Here is a 17,394-nt window from a genome sequence, read left to right on the forward strand (position 1 = left end):
CGTATCGCCGCAATTACGGTGCATCGTTCTGGCAGAGAATTCGATAGACCGTTGGACGACTGACACCGCAGGCGCGGGCGATCGCGGCTTTGGGTTTGCCCTGATCATGAAGATGCAGAATGGTTTCCACTTGATCGCTCGAAAGGAACAGCAGGCGTCCGGGTTCAGAGCCGCCCCAAGTCTTGCCTCGTTTGCGGGCTTTTTGTTGTCCGGCGCGAACACGCTCAGCGCGAATTTCCGTTTCGTACTGAGCCACACTTGCAAGCACGTTGGCCATCAGACGCCCTGCCGCAGTGTCGAAATCAAGACCATCTTTGACTGACACCAAACCAATACCGCGCCGGGGCAGCTCATCGAAGAGGGCGGTTAAACCTCTGGCGGTGCGACCGAGCCGATCGAGCCGCCAAACAACAATTCTGTCAATCCGACCGGCATCGATATCCTGCATCAGCCGACTCCATCCCGGTCGATCCATTGTGCGTCCCGAAAACTGATCTTCGTACCACTTCACGGGAGCGTTGGGGGCGAAAGCATTGATCCATCGTTCAAGATCCGGTTTCTGGCTTGCGGTGTCTTGCGTTTTCGAGCTGACGCGACAGTAAACGGCAATCTGCTTGTTCATTGATTGACCATGCTCGTCCGACATCGGAATGTCAACGGTCAATTACAGTCGAGGCGTTACGCAATCGAGCGTCATTTGATTCGCTATCGGATGGACGTCTCGGCATTCGAATTTCAGTAATACTGACCCTTTACACATTTCCGGTAGTCCTGTCCCAATTTTGGGACGTCGCTGCCATCGTCAACTGGCGGTGAAAAGAATTGCGTGTGTTTTATTCGTGTTAATGGGGTGTTACGCCATTCGAATCTTGGATCAAGTCATTGAAATCGAACCAATTTCTCCGAAGGCGAGTGGGCAATAACACGAATCCGGGTGTGTAATTGCACAGAAGAGAGTGTGCAAAAACACGAATCTGTGTCTCGGGTGGGAGATCACACAAAAAACCGGCAAGGGTGGGCGAAAACACAAAGTACTTGACTTCGTCGCCGAAGCGTTTGACTATCGGAAGATGACAAACGTATGCCAAACGACGCGGGCGCCGTTGCTACCTGATCGATACCCGGTCGGGGACCTGTTTATCTGTGATGTCACCGATGCGATCCCGAAGGATGACCTTCATTCGATGGAGCATCCGATCTTTAGCTTGTCAACAAAGCCAGACACGCGGGTGCGCGAATACGAACACAACGGCGTTCGCATTACGGTGACGCCGAGCAGCCTGGGGCTGGCAAGCATCCACGACAAAGACATTCTGATTTACTGCATCAGTCAACTCATCGCGAAGATCAACGACGGGCACGAACCCAAACGCACCTTGCACCTGACCGCGCATGACTTGCTCGTCACAACCAATCGAACGACGGATGGTAGAGGATACGAACAGTTGGTCGCAGCGTTGGATCGGTTGAGCGGTACGCGAATCAAGACGAATTTGAAATCGGGCGGCGAGGAAATTACCGAAGGTTTTGGATTGATCGATAGCTGGCGCATTGTTCGCCACACAAAATCGGGACGCATGTCGGAGATGCGTATCAACCTTTCAGACTGGATCTTCAATGCGGTGAACGCCCGCGAGGTGCTCACGCTGAGCCGCGAGTACTTCAGACTAAGACGCCCGCTTGAACGTCGGATGTATGAGTTGGCAAGAAAACATTGTGGCCGACAAGCTGAGTGGACCGTCTCCCTTGAATTGCTTCGTAAAAAGTGCGGATCGGGCAGCACAATGAAGGAGTTCAGACGTTTGGTGCGGCGCGTCGTTGAAGACGACTGCGAAAATGACCACATGCCCGACTACCGGGTGAGGCTAGAAGAGCGGGGCGACGGGAAAAGTGAGCTGGTGGTCTTCCAAAGCAGGGGAACGATTCCGGCGATCGGCATAAGTGGAAAAAAAGTTGTCATTCCCGAGCTCGACCCAGATATCTACCACGATGCCCGGCTCGTCTGCCCCGGCTGGGACGTCAGAGAGCTCGAAAAGCAATGGAGGGAATGGATCGAAGCCTCCGGTGCCGAGCCACCGCGAAATGCAGACGCAGCATTTGTAGGGTTTTGCCGCCGATGGGCATCCCGTCGTTGATGCCAAAAAGCCTCAAACCGACGGCCGGGACAAGACACTTAACTCGCGTGAAGTTTTACTTCAACGATCGTATCCAATATACTTCATCGATTCTCTCGCCTCCGGTGCATCTGCCGTTGCCGGACCAACAATCGAGCAACGGGGGCACGCATCCAATTTCTCGCAGTGCGATCACACTGCTAATCCATAATGCCTGGCCGTTGCTGACCAAGATCACCTATCCACCTTAACTGCCAACCAAGGATCACAAAGAATGGCAAGATTCTTAAAGCTTGAGACGGGAACGAGGACATCTAGAATGCTACAAGAGCGGCATTCCACCTGCTGTCTGGAGCCGATCCCAAATTTAAGAATCAGCGAATTGGCCGTAGAAGAGCTTCGGACGCGGTTTGCCATCGATTCGCGCGAGTTCGCTCCAGACGCGCGATCCGACAAGAAGATTTCTCACGCGACGATCTTGCGTGCTGCATTGAACACACTTTTCACGGTGCAAGCTTTAGTGTCCGATGTACTAGCGAGAAGAACTGATCAATGGCAAGACTATGCTTCACTTCCAGAAGATAGAGAGCGACACTTTGCCCGACTTCGCAATCTGAGACGCCCTCCCTCTCCAAACGCAAAGTACCTGCAGCAAGTATCGGACATTTTCGTGGACTGGGCGCAAAATGAGCTTAGTTCCTTGATTGCTCATGAATTTGTGATCGGCCAGTTCTGCGGAGAGACTTTTAAAGAAACGAAGCAACGTATCAACTGCGCCGACAAGATTGCACGGAGACACACGTATCAAGCACACGAAGAACTAATCGCCCGAGCATGGAGACGGATCAGCAGACTTCTTGTCGCAACGTACGTGAGCGATTGCCGAAATGCAAATCTGGCATCTGACCGCGGGATGGACTGCAATCTTCAGGAAGATTCTCGACTGTTCGATATCTTCTCAAATGTTCTCGCCGGTCGATTCGCAAATTTCACCACCTGTCGCGATACATTTGCTGGAGAAGGCGCGGTCAAAAGCAAAATCGTAGGTCGGGAAACCGTAGCGTGGAAGATGTTCCAACTTTTCATTGGTTTCGATGAAGAATGCAACGGGCATTTCCCTGACCATCTCAGCATTTCCCGCCATATTGGAGACTGGATAATACAGTTCTGTTCCCAGCTCGGCACGCAAACTGCAGACACCATCGGCAAACGATGGCCAACATTTAGTAACGCCCAATACACCTCTCAAGATGTGTATGTGCTTTCTAAAAATGACGTTGACGAGTTTGCGTCTGACGTCCAAATTCAAGACGTGCATCGCGCACAAGCAATACATTTCCTTTTTGCCAAGCAGTACTTGGTGCGCAAATATGGGAGCCGGGCAAAGAAACGTGCATCGGATATCCCAGGAAGCGCACGACGTTCAGTGAATGAAAAAGAATTCTTCGGTGCCAAAGAAGAGGACACTGATTCTATCCTTTTAGATCTCGCAATTTCTAGAAGCCTGAAAAGAAAAGCCAACGAGTCCGATAGTACTGAAGTGTCAACGCCCGTGGATATACTGGCGTCCCAAAATGCCAGTGCGATAGACTACTTTGAACTCAGGGAGGAACTTGAAGTCTTCATCGCAAATTGCGTGACAGAACGGGTGCATTCCCATTTAGTTGACGCAAAAATCACGTTAATCGTCGGCCGAAAGGAGTTGTTGGTCAGTGGCTTCAACTTTGCAGCTCATTGGACGAGGCTCCCAGTGCCAACTGTCGCTTGCCTGGGTGCGACGGAATTCGGCCAGCTCGCCGATTGATTCATCCCAACGATTAGGAATCAGATGAGCGCGAACTTGAAGCATCTGCTCCGCGTTTTCGCTTTTCCAAAACATTGCATTGCTCTTTAGACGCAAATTGATCACGCGGCGAATGCTGCTTTCGATCGCCCCGCTACCACAAGGGATTCCGCTGCGACGATAGGCAGGGTAACTCAACCGACCCGCTTCACCATGTCGGCAAAGGTAATGGATTTCTGTTTCCAGTTCTGTGGCCGATTTTCCGACGCGTTCTAGGCCGGCGAGCTCATCAACCACTCGCCGCCATTGACCGTTTCGCAGCAGCGTTCGGTACTGACGATAAAGCCCCTGGCGGACGTCTGCGTCGAGCCCAAGCGAAGCAAGCGCTTTGGAAACGTGATGCACCGCATGGCAGCAGTCCAAGACCTGATGCGTGACGACGCTCGTGAGTCCCGCATATTGAATGATGCGATCAATACGATCCCAAATCCAGGGGGCGCCATCGGCGACGAACGTCACGCTATGTGCCTCCGCGGCTCCGAGCCGATGCAGATGCATCGCAACCAATTCGGCGATCGCGTCGGGCCCAGTCAGGGTGCCATCGATCGTCGCTTCATGCTCCTTCACCATCCGCCCCTGCTCGTCGTGAACAAAAATCGTCATCAGTTTAGGCTCCCGCCAGTCCGCTTCAAACGAGCGTGCAGGTTTCTTTGCCGAGCGTCCGGGCGAGTCAGCTTGCCCCTGAGCGACATCATCGCTTGACGCATTGGAAGTCGATGCAGGTAGCATTTTGCCGCGTATTTTCATTCTTCCGCCATCAATTTGCACCGACACTCGTTTCCCGGCCAATTCACCGGTGCTCGCCAACTTGCCCTGCCGAAACAGTTTGAGCCGATGCCGTCGTAGGCGCAATAAGCCGTCGCCAGATTGATAGGCGATCCGTTTGACCGCCTTGATATCAAGTGTGATACCATCGCGAACCAGTTCTCGGTGAGCCACTTCGATCGAAGGACACAATGCCACTTGGCGTGCCACGCGACTCTCCAGCGCGGGCGAGACGCCTTTGCCGAACCCGAATTGAGCAAGCGAAACATGCAAGCCGACGCGGGGCGAATCGTCTCGACCAAGCAACTTTTTCTTAGGGGCACAGTAGAGCGCTGTGGCCCAGAACAGCATGCCGCCGAGCAATCGAACGGCGACCCTAGTCTCGCGCCCTTTCTGAAGCGGTCTTGAGAAGTTGACCCGACTCGATTGGCATGCTTTTTCAAAACCTTTTTCGATCATGGTCGCGGAGATCAGCCCGGCGACGACCATGTCCGCACCGCGGGCAAAGGCATCATGGATGGTTCTTTCCAGCGTTGCGAGTTGCTCGGGATGATCTGAGATCCGTTGTTTCCAGAGCGTAACTTTGGGAACCAACTGAGCGTAAAAGAGCGCGAGCATTTCTTCAGCCGACTCAATCCGCTCACCATTCTCTTGCCCCATGTCTAGTCCTTGCATTGTCGTCGGCATCCTTGCTAGGCGAGTGGGAAATCATCCTTGAATCGCCCAAGATACCGTCAACACCGGATCCAGAAACAGCAGCCAAGCCCCCGACGGGTTGCTAGCAAAAACGTCAACTAAATGGGAATGCACCCGACAGAACAGCAAAAGCGAGTCTTCGTTTTAGGACTAGAAGACCTTACTGACATGGAGATTGCTCGAACAATGCATTTGTCTCGAAGTACAGTTACGAAGGAAAAACGCCTCATACGGCAAGCGTACGAGAGATTTGCAAGTTAGTGAGTTTTCGCACCTTGAATCACATAATCTGGTAAGAACTGCATGGCTAAACTGCATGAACTCAAGTTGCTTTTGATAGAGGCTATCCAAGAGAATGGAACGCCAAGTCGGGACCTAGCCAAAGTAATCGAAGAATGCATATGCATGGATTGGATGATCCCCTACGGGAGACGCCCCACGCGTGCAGATTTAGAAGATTCTTGCAGGGGAATCAGCGAAGAAAAGCTTGAGGCAATTATCGAGCGGCTAGGGCCGCTGGTTCTCCCGTCGAGAATCGGCACAATACAGATTAAGAAAGACTTAACTGGAAGCAGGAACATTAGAGACATCCCAGTAGTTCAGCAAGCGCAAGGGTACGATGACGCTACAGAACAGACCGTGTTCGTTAAATTTGAACGCTCCGATTCGCGCCGAACACTCCAGAATGAAATTGAAATATTTGCACACATTCGCGAAAAGAATGTCGGCGGAATTCCGCGGTACATCACAGATAAAAGCAATGGGGCCTGGGATTCCCTTGTTCTGGGTTTTCTTGAGGGCCACAACCTTCGACAGCTGAAGACACAATTTACAAAAACAAAGGATATCGTTTTATTGGGATTGCAAGTATCCAAGATCCTTGCAGAGATCCACAGCGCGGGGGTCGTTCATGGCGATGTGGCCCCGCAGAACATATTTGTGGCTTCAGAACATCACTTGAAAGTGCTTCAAATCCGAAACCCTCACTACACGATTGTAGATTTTGGAAACTCGCGCCGAATTGGTGTCGAGATGGACACCGGAGGCGGAACGTCCGGATTCCAATCGCCTGAGCAATTGGACGCACAGTCCCTCGACTACCGTTCGGATGTTTTTTCCTTCGGAGTAGTTCTCGGCTGGCTACTTACGGGGGTTGACTTCGCAAACGAAGTAAAATTCCGCGAGGCGGTGCAATCTTCAGGATGCGATCCGGCAGTCCACAGCATCATTTCGAGATCGACACTCATGAAAAGAGACAGTCGATTCAATGACATGGGCGCAGTTCATCAGGAATTTGTTGCACTACGCAATCGGATCGAGCAAAAGAAACACCGACGTAGGGCACAGCTTATTAGCTGTGCTTTGGGAATGCTCATCGCCGCAGTCAGTGTTCTCGCTTGGAAAGTTCGGTCGCTTTCAGAAGAGAAACGCAGGAATGACGCAAAGATGCGAGTTGTCGTCAATGACACTGATGCTCTCGCTGATTTGGTGGGGGCAGATCTATTGATTCAACATGCGCTGAAGGTGCGTGACGCTTTCGATCTCGGCAGCGAAGTGAGTGCCGCTGACCTAGATCAGCTGTTGCCACATGAAAGCGGCGAGCGCATCCGAGCATTGCTTTCGGCCGACCTTCTTGTTCCGCACATTCTTAATCGGCAGGCGTGGAAGCTCAACCAATCCGCTGCAACATATCTTGTTGAATCCGGCTATGTCAAAGCGGCAAATGAGTTTGCACGAGCCGCGGAGGTTGCAGATGCGCCGACGACGCGGAGCCTGAATGTTCAAAATGCGACGGCGTGCTACTTTGCTGCCGGAAAGCCTATGCTGGCTATATCACTATTGGATAGAGAACTGGATCGAACCATTGCGAATTCGTTCGCCGAGAAAGCGAATCGTTTCGAGTTGCTCATGCTACTGTCTTTTATTTGTTTCCACGACGAGAAAATTGAAAGGGCTGAACAAGAATTCGCTGAAGCAGAGGCGGTTCTCCAAGGGTTGATTTCCTCTCATGACCACAGAAACGCAGTTGATATAGAGTTTGCCAAAGCGGCATTGCTTTCACTTCGCTTTCGCTTCGCTTACGCAGAAGGTGACACACAGCTATCAGAGCAAGCACTGTCAGGTATGATAGAAATCCGGGAAAGGGTTGGTCACATCAAGCCAGGGGAGCCTCTCTTTTGCCGCGTACTGAAGATTGATCGCGAGATCAGTTTTGTGTACGCATTGCTCGATAAGATCCGTTTGCTATCAGCGCATGTGCGTCGCGTGGTCAATGCAATACGAGAGGCAAGCAAGGAATTGCCGGACGATTGGGTTGCTATTGAAACCGCAAGGCATCAATGCTACTACGTTTATGCAGCCAGCAATGCGCAGTATAAAGAGGGGACGACTGATGCAGCTGAGTTGGAGATAAAGGAATGCGCGACATCGATTCTAAAATTGCATCAATGCACAAGCAATACGCTACGTCTGGAAGTGGCGTGCTTGCTGTTGTACGGCGCCGTGCTCGAACGGCATCCAGGCAGATCCAGCGAGCTGGTTGATCTTGTCGAAGCGTGCAGCAACAGATGCAATCAACTTAGGAGGTCAAGTGATGTTTCCTTGGTAATGACTGTCAGCGAGCGTGACCCAGGTTCTTTCGCGATTTTAGAAGTAGGTGCATCGCGCATTTCCGTGATCGATCAGTATCTCTCAGTTCTTCCTTTGTTGAGGGAAGCGGCGATTAGATCTATGCTCCTGCAGAATGCAGAGCTGAGTCCAAAAGCTAGAGAGATATTGACCGTGGGTGCCGGCCATGATCGATTTGACTCGGAGAAAGTTGCCGAGATAGTTATTTGCTCAGTCGCTCTACGGGAGTTTGCGAATGCGCAGCAATTAGGAGAAGGCTTGCACCGCTCGGTTAAGCTCGCCCTGCAGGTTGCGCCAAATTGCGCAGCGCATGAAATTTACGGCCATATGTTTAATAAGCTGATCCAGCACCTCTTCGTTGCTGGCGACGAAGACCGGGTTAAGCCAGGACGCCATCGCTCGGCGCTCGGTTTATGGTATGCCTTTTTTTTGTCCGCCCAGATGTCGTGGAAGGACGCGGACATCCGGAGTGACGTGCGAACAAAAGAAGGACTTCTACGTTCTGCCGTATACAGTTCTGCCAATAACTTTGCGTGGGTTGCCGCTTTGTACCCCAACGCAACTGAGCCACAGCTAAATGCTGCTTTGGACTTTGCAGAAGAATGTTGCCGGTTCACTAACTATGCCGACGAGAACTTACTTGAAACCTTAGCCATTTGTCAACATAAGGCGGGATATATCGATGAAGCACGTAAAACGTGGGAGTCGATTCGCAGTTTGCGACAAATACAAATGGAGAAAGCTAAGTGATTCGCTGCCTTTACCTAGGTAGTTTTGAGGACCTACTCGTTCATGATGCCACAGATGGGTGTTGAAAACGGCTTTCGATTTCTCAGGTACACCTTGTTGAACACTGCGTTACGGATGCATTGTATGAATTCCGGATTGCGATCGAACGCTCCAGAATTCCTTTTGTACCCGCTCTTGCATTAAGTTGGATTTCGAAATTGCGCTGCTTCGCTTGCGGAACTCAGCTGCAGCTTTCGGTGATTGGAGGTCGATAAGTGTCAGGAGTTGGGTTAGGATTTCATCGCGACTGGAAAACATTGATAAGATTTCGATAAAATGCACTGTAGGGACTAGCAGTCTTTCCTCCCGTCGCTCATCAAGCAGAGCTTCGAGACGCTGGGATGCTTGATCGAGCTCAGCATCTAGGTAGTCAGCAAATTCTAAAAGTTTGCGTAGAAGGATCTCGTTATGTTCGCGGCTTTTCGTTGACTCGGCAGTAGACTGTGACTTTTTGGCCGAAGCCAAATTAAATAGCCTGATTCGCATTCCTTTGCGCCTCCCTATGGTTCACTTGAATCATGCCATAGTCGATATAGAAAGTCAACTGTTTTCGGACTGGCCGGACACAGCGGCACTTCGTGGTTTGCTGATTGCCTGCGTCGTAATTCAATTATTGTTGGCCGATTGGCAGCGACTGCTAGAATGGTTCGCCGTCGCGATCATAAGTGCAACCCGGTATGTAAGTCGCAATACCACACCAACGGCTCAAAGAGTCTTGCGGCGGAGTGTCGTTGCATGCGGTTGCGTATCCGTGCAGAGGCGCCGAAAGTGCTTTTCGGTCGAGGAAACGACCGCAGCGGTTTGGTAATGGTCCTGCGAGGGTGGACGCCACGGTTCGTTGGCGAATTCCCCCCGCGAAATTCGATCGTCGTGCACGATCTGCAGAAGTAGTTCGTAACTACGCCCGAGGTGACCGTTCGGTCAGCTGATATATTTCCCATCTGCCATCTGCAGCTATTCTCAATCGGGTTCCATCTCCGATTCGGGGCTGCGTTTTGCCTTTCGCAAACCGGACGCGGCACTGTGAATCCAGACGGGCTGGCTCTCTGTCCCAAGAAATCTGGTCATTCTTTCTGTTTTTCTTTACGCAATCGCCCTCCGCCAACTGCTGCGTTAGTGAGGGCGTAACCAACGAGTGGTTTTGCTTGGACCTGGAGAGCTACGTATAGCGATCGATAGGTGAGCAAGCCAAATGCGTGGGGGTCGCTTTCAAGCAATCGTTCTACAGTTGAGAGCACGTTAGTCGATGCCGCATTCACTTGGCTCCGTCCCGAGGCATGCGCTGCCGACATTTTAGGTTGCGACCGGAAGGCGGCAATTGGATTCGCCGAAGGTACCGGGGAATTTCATCTAAAGAAGGATTGCGACAATGGTGTGTGGTTTAGTCACGACTCGGAATTGAATTCCGAGTCATATCAAGTTCGATCGGGTGCAAACCGATCATCGCATTTCGCGTCGATCTGTTCATTCGAGTACCACTTAAAGGCAATGACAATGTCGAGAGGTTCAACAGAAGGTTTTGCGGCACATGATAACTCCCCAGAGTTCCTTCGGGTCGTCAACTTTGGCGTGCAAGGAGCGCCATCCGCCGTGGTAATGACCCAGCAAGCGATTAAGGAATTCGATACTGCAATCGAATTCCAGTGTGAACTCAGCTATACAGAAACGGAACTCAACGAACTGGCCGATTCGCCAGATCACGAGTTGGATGCTTTTGCGGATGCGTGTGTCGAGGCGAAGACGCCCGCCATCTGCCGCGAAGCGCGCAGTGCAGTTCCCGATGTTGATGAGCATCACCGCGAACTGAAACATCGGAATACGGAAACTGAAGCAGAACGCAAGGCTTACGGTGGACATAAGAGACGGCCCTACGTCTCGAAATCGGCATTCAAAGGCCGCACCGCCGGTTTGCTACTGGTGGTGTGGTTGACTCTTGCAGTGATTGCTGTGATCGGAACCGGTTGCGAGGTTTTGGGTTACACGGCAATGGTTCAGTCTGGCACGTTGCTCGAACAGTCGGATCCGGCTAGCCCGACAGGGATTTTAGAACCGAGCTTTTCGAAGGCATTTTCATTCTGCTTTGCGGCCATCTTCGGTTCGCTCGCTGGGATCGAGTTCGTAGCAAAGTTGTCACCTTCTGAAAGTCGTCGGCGGTTCAACCAAGTGTTGGGGGCATCGCTGTTGGTTTTTGCTCAGATCGCTGTCTGGCTCTCGGCATACTTCGTGACTGGTCCGCAGGAGGTGTTTGAAATCGCCGGTGTAACGTAAGCGTTCTATCTTCCCATGTTGACGGGAGCGGTAGCGTGGTGGGTTTCTTTCCACTTTTGGAGAAACCCATGGCACGATTGCCCGACCCACAGCTCGCCCGGCAATGGCGAGAGCGACTCGATCGATTTGAGCACTCTGAATTGACTGTCGCAAAATTCTGCGAAGTCGAAGGATACTCGGCGGCCTCCTTCTATCAGTGGCGGCGAAAGCTCCGCGACGAAAAGTCTCCCGGTGACCCGGCATTCATCCCCGTACAGTTCGATGCCAGCGAGCTTTCATGCGCAGCCCGGCGAGGCTTCGAAATCGACTTGCCCGGTGGGGCGACCGTCAAAGTGCCGCCGGATGCGACCACCGTCGAGAGACGCGAGCTGATCGCCGATATCGTCCAAGCGACTGCGGTCGAGGTAACGCTGTGATCGCAATCTCACCAACGACACGCATTTTCGTCTGCACCGACGCGACCGACATGCGAAAAGGATTCTGCGGTTTGTCGGGCCTCGTCAAAGCACACTTCCAGATCGACCTGTTCTCTGGTCACTTGTTTGTTTTCTTCAATCGCAGGCGTGACTACGTCAAGGTCTTGGCCTGGGACAAAGACGGTCTTTCTATCTGGTCGAAGCGACTCGAGCGTGGAACCTTTGAGAAGCTGACGCGAAGTTCCGACGGTGACTTGGAGATCGATTCGGCGGAACTAATCATGATGCTTCGCGGTGTGCAGATCGAAGGAACGCAGCGAAGGAAACGCTACTCGATTGACACAGCCAAAGTGGCGTAGCGGCAAGCGAAAAGAACTCCAAGAAATTGCAAACGCAAGGTGGTCATCTGCCTTGCGTTTTTTGTTGATCGCGCTAAAACAACCGTATGACTGAGCCGGAGAATCAAGACGACTTGCAGAGCCTCCGGCGGTTCAATGATGAGTTGGTCGAAACGGTTCAGTCACAACAGAAGACGATCGCACAACTTCGCGAAGAACTGAACCTGTACCGTCGCAAACTGTTTGGTCAATCCTCCGAGCGGCATGCCGAAGACGATTCGCAGTTGCATCTGTTCGATCTCGGCGAGTCGGTCAATGAAGGCGATGATGACGAGCAGGATCCGCCGAAGTCTCGCAAGAAGCGACGCCGTAAGAAGAAGTCCGAAAAACTACCGGCTCACTTGAGACGCAAGATCATCGAGGCGGACGTCTCGTCCAAAGAGCGAATGTGTTCTTGCTGTGGCGAAGAGATGCCCATCATTGGCACGGACATCAGCGAGCGGCTCGATCTGATTCCGGCGGAACTCTTCGTTTGGGAAATCCGTCGTCATAAGCGTGCCTGTGGCAAGTGCAGAGAGTCGATCGCGCAGGTTCCCGCCGGCAGCGAGCCCGGTGGACCGACCACGCCGGTTGCCGGCAGTGATTATGGCTTTGGCGTTTACACGCAAATCATCACCAACAAGTTTGCCGACCATTTGCCACTGTATCGAGGTGAAGATATCTTCGCCCGCGCAGGCGTGATGATCCCGAGAAACACGCAGTTTGGGATGCTTGTGAACATCGCGGCACTCGTCGCACCGCTGATCGCCTTGATGAAATCGCGAATCGTTTCGGGCCGCGTACTGGGCGTCGATGACACGTCGGTGCGGCTGCAAGATCCTGCCTTGCCCGGCAAGATGCGAACGGCTCGCTTCTGGCTGTATCGTGGCCGCGAAGACCATCCGTACAACGTGTTCGACTTTACCGAGAGTCGTGGGCGCGACGGTCCGGCGGGATTCTTGAAGGATTTTCACGGCCACGCGGTGGTCGACGCCTATGGAGTTCACGAGGGAGTCTACCTGGGGAAACACGATCAGATCTTTGCCGCGTGTTGTAACTGTCACGCTCGGAGGAAGTTCGTCGAAGCAAAGCCGAACGATCCGGTGGCCGCTGCGCGTGCGCTTGCGATGTACCGAGGACTTTATGACGTCGAGGATCGCGCAAAGCAGTGTAGTGCCGACGAGCGTCTTGAGCTTCGCCAGCTTGAATCGGCCCCGTTGATGAACCAACTCCATGACTGGTTGATCGAGAAGAGCAGCGATCCGCGAGTGTTGCCCAAGAGTTCGCTTGGCAAGGCCGTCAGGTACTCGCTGAATCAGTGGGACGAGTTAACGGTGTTTCTAGGCGATGGAGCGATTCCGTTTGACAACAACCAAACAGAGAACGAGCTTCGGAGCCTGACGATCGGTCGTCAGAACTGGTTGTTCGTCGGCTCCAATCGCGGTGGCGAAGTAGCCGCTGCGATGTACAGCTTGGTATCATCGGCGGCGCGGCATCATCTCGATGCTTGGGCTTACGTGGACGATTGCCTTCGCAAGCTTGCCGGTGGCTCGACGGACTACGAAGCGTTGCTTCCGGATGTTTGGCGAGGCCGCCATCCCGAGAGCATTCGAGTGTATCGTGATGCCGAGCAGGCGTCGCGACGATTGACAACTCAGCAACGCCGCGTGCGTCGGCGCGAAGCCAAGGTGGCGTGATGTCGGACTTGACCGAGCGAATCCAATTGACGCGTGAACATCGCGACTTGATCCTGAAGTACGGCTACGTGTCAGGCCGTTTGGAGGCGTCGCTTCGTCGTTGGCCGAAGGATCAACTGCTTCGCCGAGTTGGGATGACTCGGGTGGAACTGCACCTGCTGATCGGCGACCTGAGCCACTCGTGCGTCAAGGGCAAAGCGGGTTCCGATGTTGAAGCGGTCGCTGACCTGTGCGACCACCTGGAGTACGCCCAACGCACCGGGGATGGCGATCTCGACATTCTATGGTGACATCAGATCGGCTCCCTGCCATTTGAACCGCCCAAGTGGAAGATGCGTCGGCGTGCAAAGCTATCGCCAGCTTCGTGAATCGACTGGCCGTAGTTGATCAGCGATGGCAAAGCGGCAGCGTCTTGATCTCCCGTGGCACATGGCAGATCGAAGAACGCCTGGCCGACATGACTTGCGAGGTGTGATCAAGCGGCTCTTTTTCTTTCAGCAAAAGATCGAATCCGTTGACCGCACTTCGCGCGATTGCTTGGGAGTCGAGCGGAAACAGAACTCAGAGACATCCCAACGAGATCAAAACGCAGTATCCGCGGCAGCGCCGATGACCTGCGTGCTGGAGACGTTTGAAGCTGCCGCGGTAGCATCGGTTAGGCCACAAACACAAAGCGTGATTTTGGACTGCAGTGGCGATCAAGGTCTCCGGCGTTTTTGCGTTGGTCACGAATCCCGAAATGTTGATACGCCGACACCGCCACCGCGGTCAATTCGCCACAATGGCCCGATGGATCTTCGGATTGGTGAAAAGCAGTCGCCGGCCGCCCGAGCCACGAAGCGACACCTGGGCAGATAGAACGCTTACGGTGTAACGACTTCTCCGTCGACACCACCATTTTATGTTTTCGCGGTGCAGATGACGGTGTTGTCGCTCATCAACGCCGTCCTCATGCACTGGCTGTGGAAAATCGCAATGTGCTTCGTGGAGTTCCGTTCGGTGACCGACGATTTTGCGGTAAAGTCCAATGCCCTTGAGTCGGCGACACTGACTGCGGAAAAAGCTACGTCCGAAACGGTGCGTCGACTTCGCGCACTTGTCGAACGCGAAGAAAATCAAAAGGTTCTTGCAAGAAGAGAACTGAGGTCCAAAGTCAAGGAGGTCAAGGACAAGCGAGAAGGGCTCCGCCTGCGCAATCGGGGTAACGACTTGTTGGGTAGCGCCGCGTTTCTGTTCTTGATGGCGTTTGCAACCGGCTGCGGCGTGAGTGGCGGTGCCGACCAAGGCGTGGGTGGCGGCCTCGCTCCCCAACAGCCTTGGTTCGAAGAACCGGTGCAGTATTTGGTTGTCGACGCACAAAGTCAGCGGCACCCAAGCTTTAGCGACAAGGTGAATGCGGCGCTGACCTACGGGTTGCCAGGTGGGTCGAAGCTGACGATTGTCGAAGGTTCGCAGCACCGACTTGCGTTGACGTTTGTGGTTCCTTCCGGATCACCCCAGGCTCGCATTCGGCAACCGCTATTTGTCAAACAATATCGCGAAGTGGAAGCCTACTTCGAACGGCATATGGAAGGCGAGAGCGGCGGGGACGATGAGTACCTTGAGATGTACTCTGTCGCGCGAATTCTCAGGGAGATCGGCGATGGTGAACTCCCATTCCGAATTTTAATGATCGGGAGCCCTATTCATCATAGCGATGAGTACTCGGCCTACTCGATGGTGACTGGTTTGTACCCATCTGACGGCTGCATTACGGACGATCAAGCGGCTCCGTTCAACATTCGGCCAGCGTTTCCACCAAAGACTCAAATTGCTTTCCTGACCGATGGTAGTAATTGGGGAAGCAACGAGCGGCACATCGATCGAGTTGCTCGATTTCAGCGATTGTGTTTCGGCCAAGCTGGCGCAAATGTGGTGCGAATCACGTCTGATCCTGAACTGGCGTTTTCCTTCGCGGTGCCGCATTTCGGGGCGATGCCGAAATTGCGGTACGAACAACCCGCGATGCTGGACAGTAAGGCGCCAGTCGACCTAGAGAAGCCGGAGGCGCCCCAGAAACGCACCTTGCCAGTTCGCCCTGGCGTAGAACCTCCTCCGCCGCCTGGCAGTGTTCTTCACAAAATACAGGAGGCCGGAGGTAGCGCCGCGTTTTTGGCGAATCGCGACATCGCAATCCACCTGTTGTACGACGGCAGTGGTTCCATGGGGACCTTCATTCGTCGAACGAATTCTACGGGACAGAAAGTGGTCGAGACGATTCCGCCAATGGTTCGATCGTTTTCAATTGGAGCATCGGTGTATCGGTCGTCTGGGACGGATCAGTTTCCTCTCACTCGCATCGATAGCGACGAAGCAAAGAGCCGCTTCAATGCATTCCTCTCGTCCGTCCAGGCTAAAGATGGCGATGGGGATATCGGCCTCGAACTTGATGGAGCGATGAATGGACTCGCGAAACGCGGCAATGCGACGAAACAGATCGTGATGGTCGTTGCCGATTACGTAGGTCTGAAAGAGGGGTTTTTAAGCAGCATCTTCGGGAGTGAAGGAAGTCGATCAAGCGTCATTGCGTCTGTTCGTCAGTGGGCCAACGCTCCCGGCACCGACAGAACTGTTGTTGCTTATTTTCCGGCCGGAAAGGCAGAAGACAAGCAATTCTTTCGCGATCTCGGCGGTGTCAACGCCTCGAGTCGCTTCACCGAGTCGCCCGATGCCCTGATCGACGCATTGGTGCAGTGTGCTGTCCCAGCTAACTAGCACTTCCGACCCCTCATTGGCCTGGCTTCCCGATCCCGTTGTAACAGGAAAACTCAAATGAAAAACCTATTGACGATGATTTGTGGTAACGATCCGGCGGTTCGTCAGCCGGCTCAGGTGATTCAGGAAATCTGCCGTTTGAGCGACGATGAAATCGACGGGCAAATGAAAGCCGCCACGGAAGAACAGAGAAATGTCATCGGAGTCTACGTTGGTGTATGCGTGAGAGGAAAGGATTCACTGTCAACGCTGCAGTGCGGGGCACTGTTCAGCATGTTCCATGCGGCGACACCGGAACTCTCGCGGGCGAAACAGATCGAGATCATGAGGGAGGAAACGGGTATCTGCCGCACCCAGCAATACCGATGCGTTGGTGCGTTCAAGTGTTTTGGCCGAATCCTGATCCCGGATCCGAAGCTCGCATCGTGTTTTGTTGTTGAGGCACTGAAGATCCTAGGCATGGAGTGTGTATCGCAGGCGGCTCGTGACAGGGCGATCGAACTGGCGCAAAAGGGAAACGCGATTACTAAGGAAGTCGCTATTTCCCTGAAACAGCAGTTTCCGAAGGCGCTGCAAGAACCGTCGCCACCAAACGATTCAATACTTCCCCCGAAAGATGTGCGCGACGCTAAACGATCGGACGGGGACCCTCCGAAAGCATCTGCCAAAAAGATTGATGCTCGCGAGAATCCCGACGAAACCGCTCTTGCTGAAATTGAAGAGCGGAAGGCGACGCTTGCGGCGACGAAATCGCAGCCCAAAAAGGCGTTGCCGAACGATTCCGTCGTCTATCAAGACAATGCAGTGAGGATCACTGTTTCGCCCGTCGGAGGCAGAAAGAAGGTAAGTCCCGAAGACACTTGCTATGCACTTGAGCAAGCTCTCGAGCAACACCGGCTGAAGTACCCCGTTCATTCCCTCGCGGCAACCACCGTGCCCGCATATTCGATGGAGGACAACAGTCATGTTTGATCGACGTGGACTGAACATGGACATTGAGCCGTTTGACGACGCCCTGCCCACGGGCGTTGGGAAAAACGGATCGGT

11 protein-coding genes are annotated in these 17,394 nt (G+C 53.3%); 9 read left to right on the plus strand and 2 right to left on the minus strand.

Going from position 1 to position 17,394, the window contains the following annotated elements:
• Positions 1-13 precede the first annotated feature (13 nt).
• On the minus strand, positions 14-646 hold the full coding sequence (locus Enr13x_RS11235) for a recombinase family protein (protein ID WP_145386137.1): 633 nt from the start codon (positions 644-646) through the stop codon (positions 14-16).
• A gap of 310 nt (positions 647-956) precedes the next feature.
• Between Enr13x_RS11235 and Enr13x_RS11240 the strand changes: the two genes are divergently transcribed.
• Complete coding sequence (locus Enr13x_RS11240) at positions 957-2,135, plus strand: replication initiator protein A (protein WP_231744215.1); 1,179 nt, start codon at positions 957-959, stop codon at positions 2,133-2,135.
• Between the two features lie 1,660 nt (positions 2,136-3,795).
• Here the strand turns inward: Enr13x_RS11240 and Enr13x_RS11245 are convergent.
• Positions 3,796-5,382, minus strand: a complete 1,587-nt coding sequence (locus Enr13x_RS11245) for a hypothetical protein (RefSeq protein WP_145385934.1) — start codon at positions 5,380-5,382, stop codon at positions 3,796-3,798.
• Positions 5,383-5,823: 441 nt separating this feature from the next.
• On the opposite strand from Enr13x_RS11245, the gene Enr13x_RS11255 reads away from it, so the two are divergent.
• The 8 genes from Enr13x_RS11255 to Enr13x_RS11285 all read left to right on the plus strand — a co-directional run bounded on the left by Enr13x_RS11255 (position 5,824) and on the right by Enr13x_RS11285 (position 17,319).
• Positions 5,824-8,796, plus strand: coding sequence for a serine/threonine protein kinase (locus Enr13x_RS11255; protein WP_231744216.1), 2,973 nt, complete (start codon positions 5,824-5,826; stop codon positions 8,794-8,796).
• 1,218 nt (positions 8,797-10,014) lie between these two features.
• The gene (locus Enr13x_RS11260; protein WP_145386140.1) at positions 10,015-11,103 is read left to right on the plus strand and encodes a hypothetical protein; all 1,089 of its coding nucleotides are present in this window, start codon (positions 10,015-10,017) and stop codon (positions 11,101-11,103) included.
• Between the two features lie 68 nt (positions 11,104-11,171).
• Positions 11,172-11,519 (plus strand): IS66 family insertion sequence element accessory protein TnpA, encoded by a 348-nt coding sequence (tnpA, locus tag Enr13x_RS37875; protein WP_197455455.1) that lies wholly within the window; start codon positions 11,172-11,174, stop codon positions 11,517-11,519.
• Positions 11,516-11,878: an IS66 family insertion sequence element accessory protein TnpB gene (tnpB, locus tag Enr13x_RS37880; protein ID WP_261344157.1), complete on the plus strand. Its 363-nt coding sequence runs from the start codon at positions 11,516-11,518 to the stop codon at positions 11,876-11,878. The genes tnpA and tnpB overlap by 4 nt, the downstream gene beginning before the upstream one ends.
• An 86-nt stretch (positions 11,879-11,964) precedes the next feature.
• Positions 11,965-13,593 (plus strand): IS66 family transposase, encoded by a 1,629-nt coding sequence (gene tnpC / locus Enr13x_RS11270; protein WP_145384478.1) that lies wholly within the window; start codon positions 11,965-11,967, stop codon positions 13,591-13,593.
• Positions 13,593-13,883: a hypothetical protein gene (locus Enr13x_RS11275; RefSeq protein WP_145384479.1), complete on the plus strand. Its 291-nt coding sequence runs from the start codon at positions 13,593-13,595 to the stop codon at positions 13,881-13,883. Before tnpC ends, Enr13x_RS11275 begins: the two co-directional genes overlap by 1 nt.
• Positions 13,884-14,505: 622 nt before the next feature.
• Complete coding sequence (locus Enr13x_RS11280; RefSeq protein WP_145386141.1) at positions 14,506-16,347, plus strand: VWA domain-containing protein; 1,842 nt, start codon at positions 14,506-14,508, stop codon at positions 16,345-16,347.
• A 57-nt stretch (positions 16,348-16,404) separates the two neighbouring features.
• Positions 16,405-17,319 carry a hypothetical protein gene (locus tag Enr13x_RS11285; protein WP_145386142.1) on the plus strand — a complete coding sequence of 305 codons (915 nt, stop codon included), beginning with the start codon at positions 16,405-16,407 and terminating at the stop codon, positions 17,317-17,319.
• Positions 17,320-17,394 lie beyond the last annotated feature (75 nt).

Origin of the sequence: Stieleria neptunia, assembly GCF_007754155.1 — a bacterium.
Lineage (GTDB): Bacteria > Planctomycetota > Planctomycetia > Pirellulales > Pirellulaceae > Stieleria > Stieleria neptunia.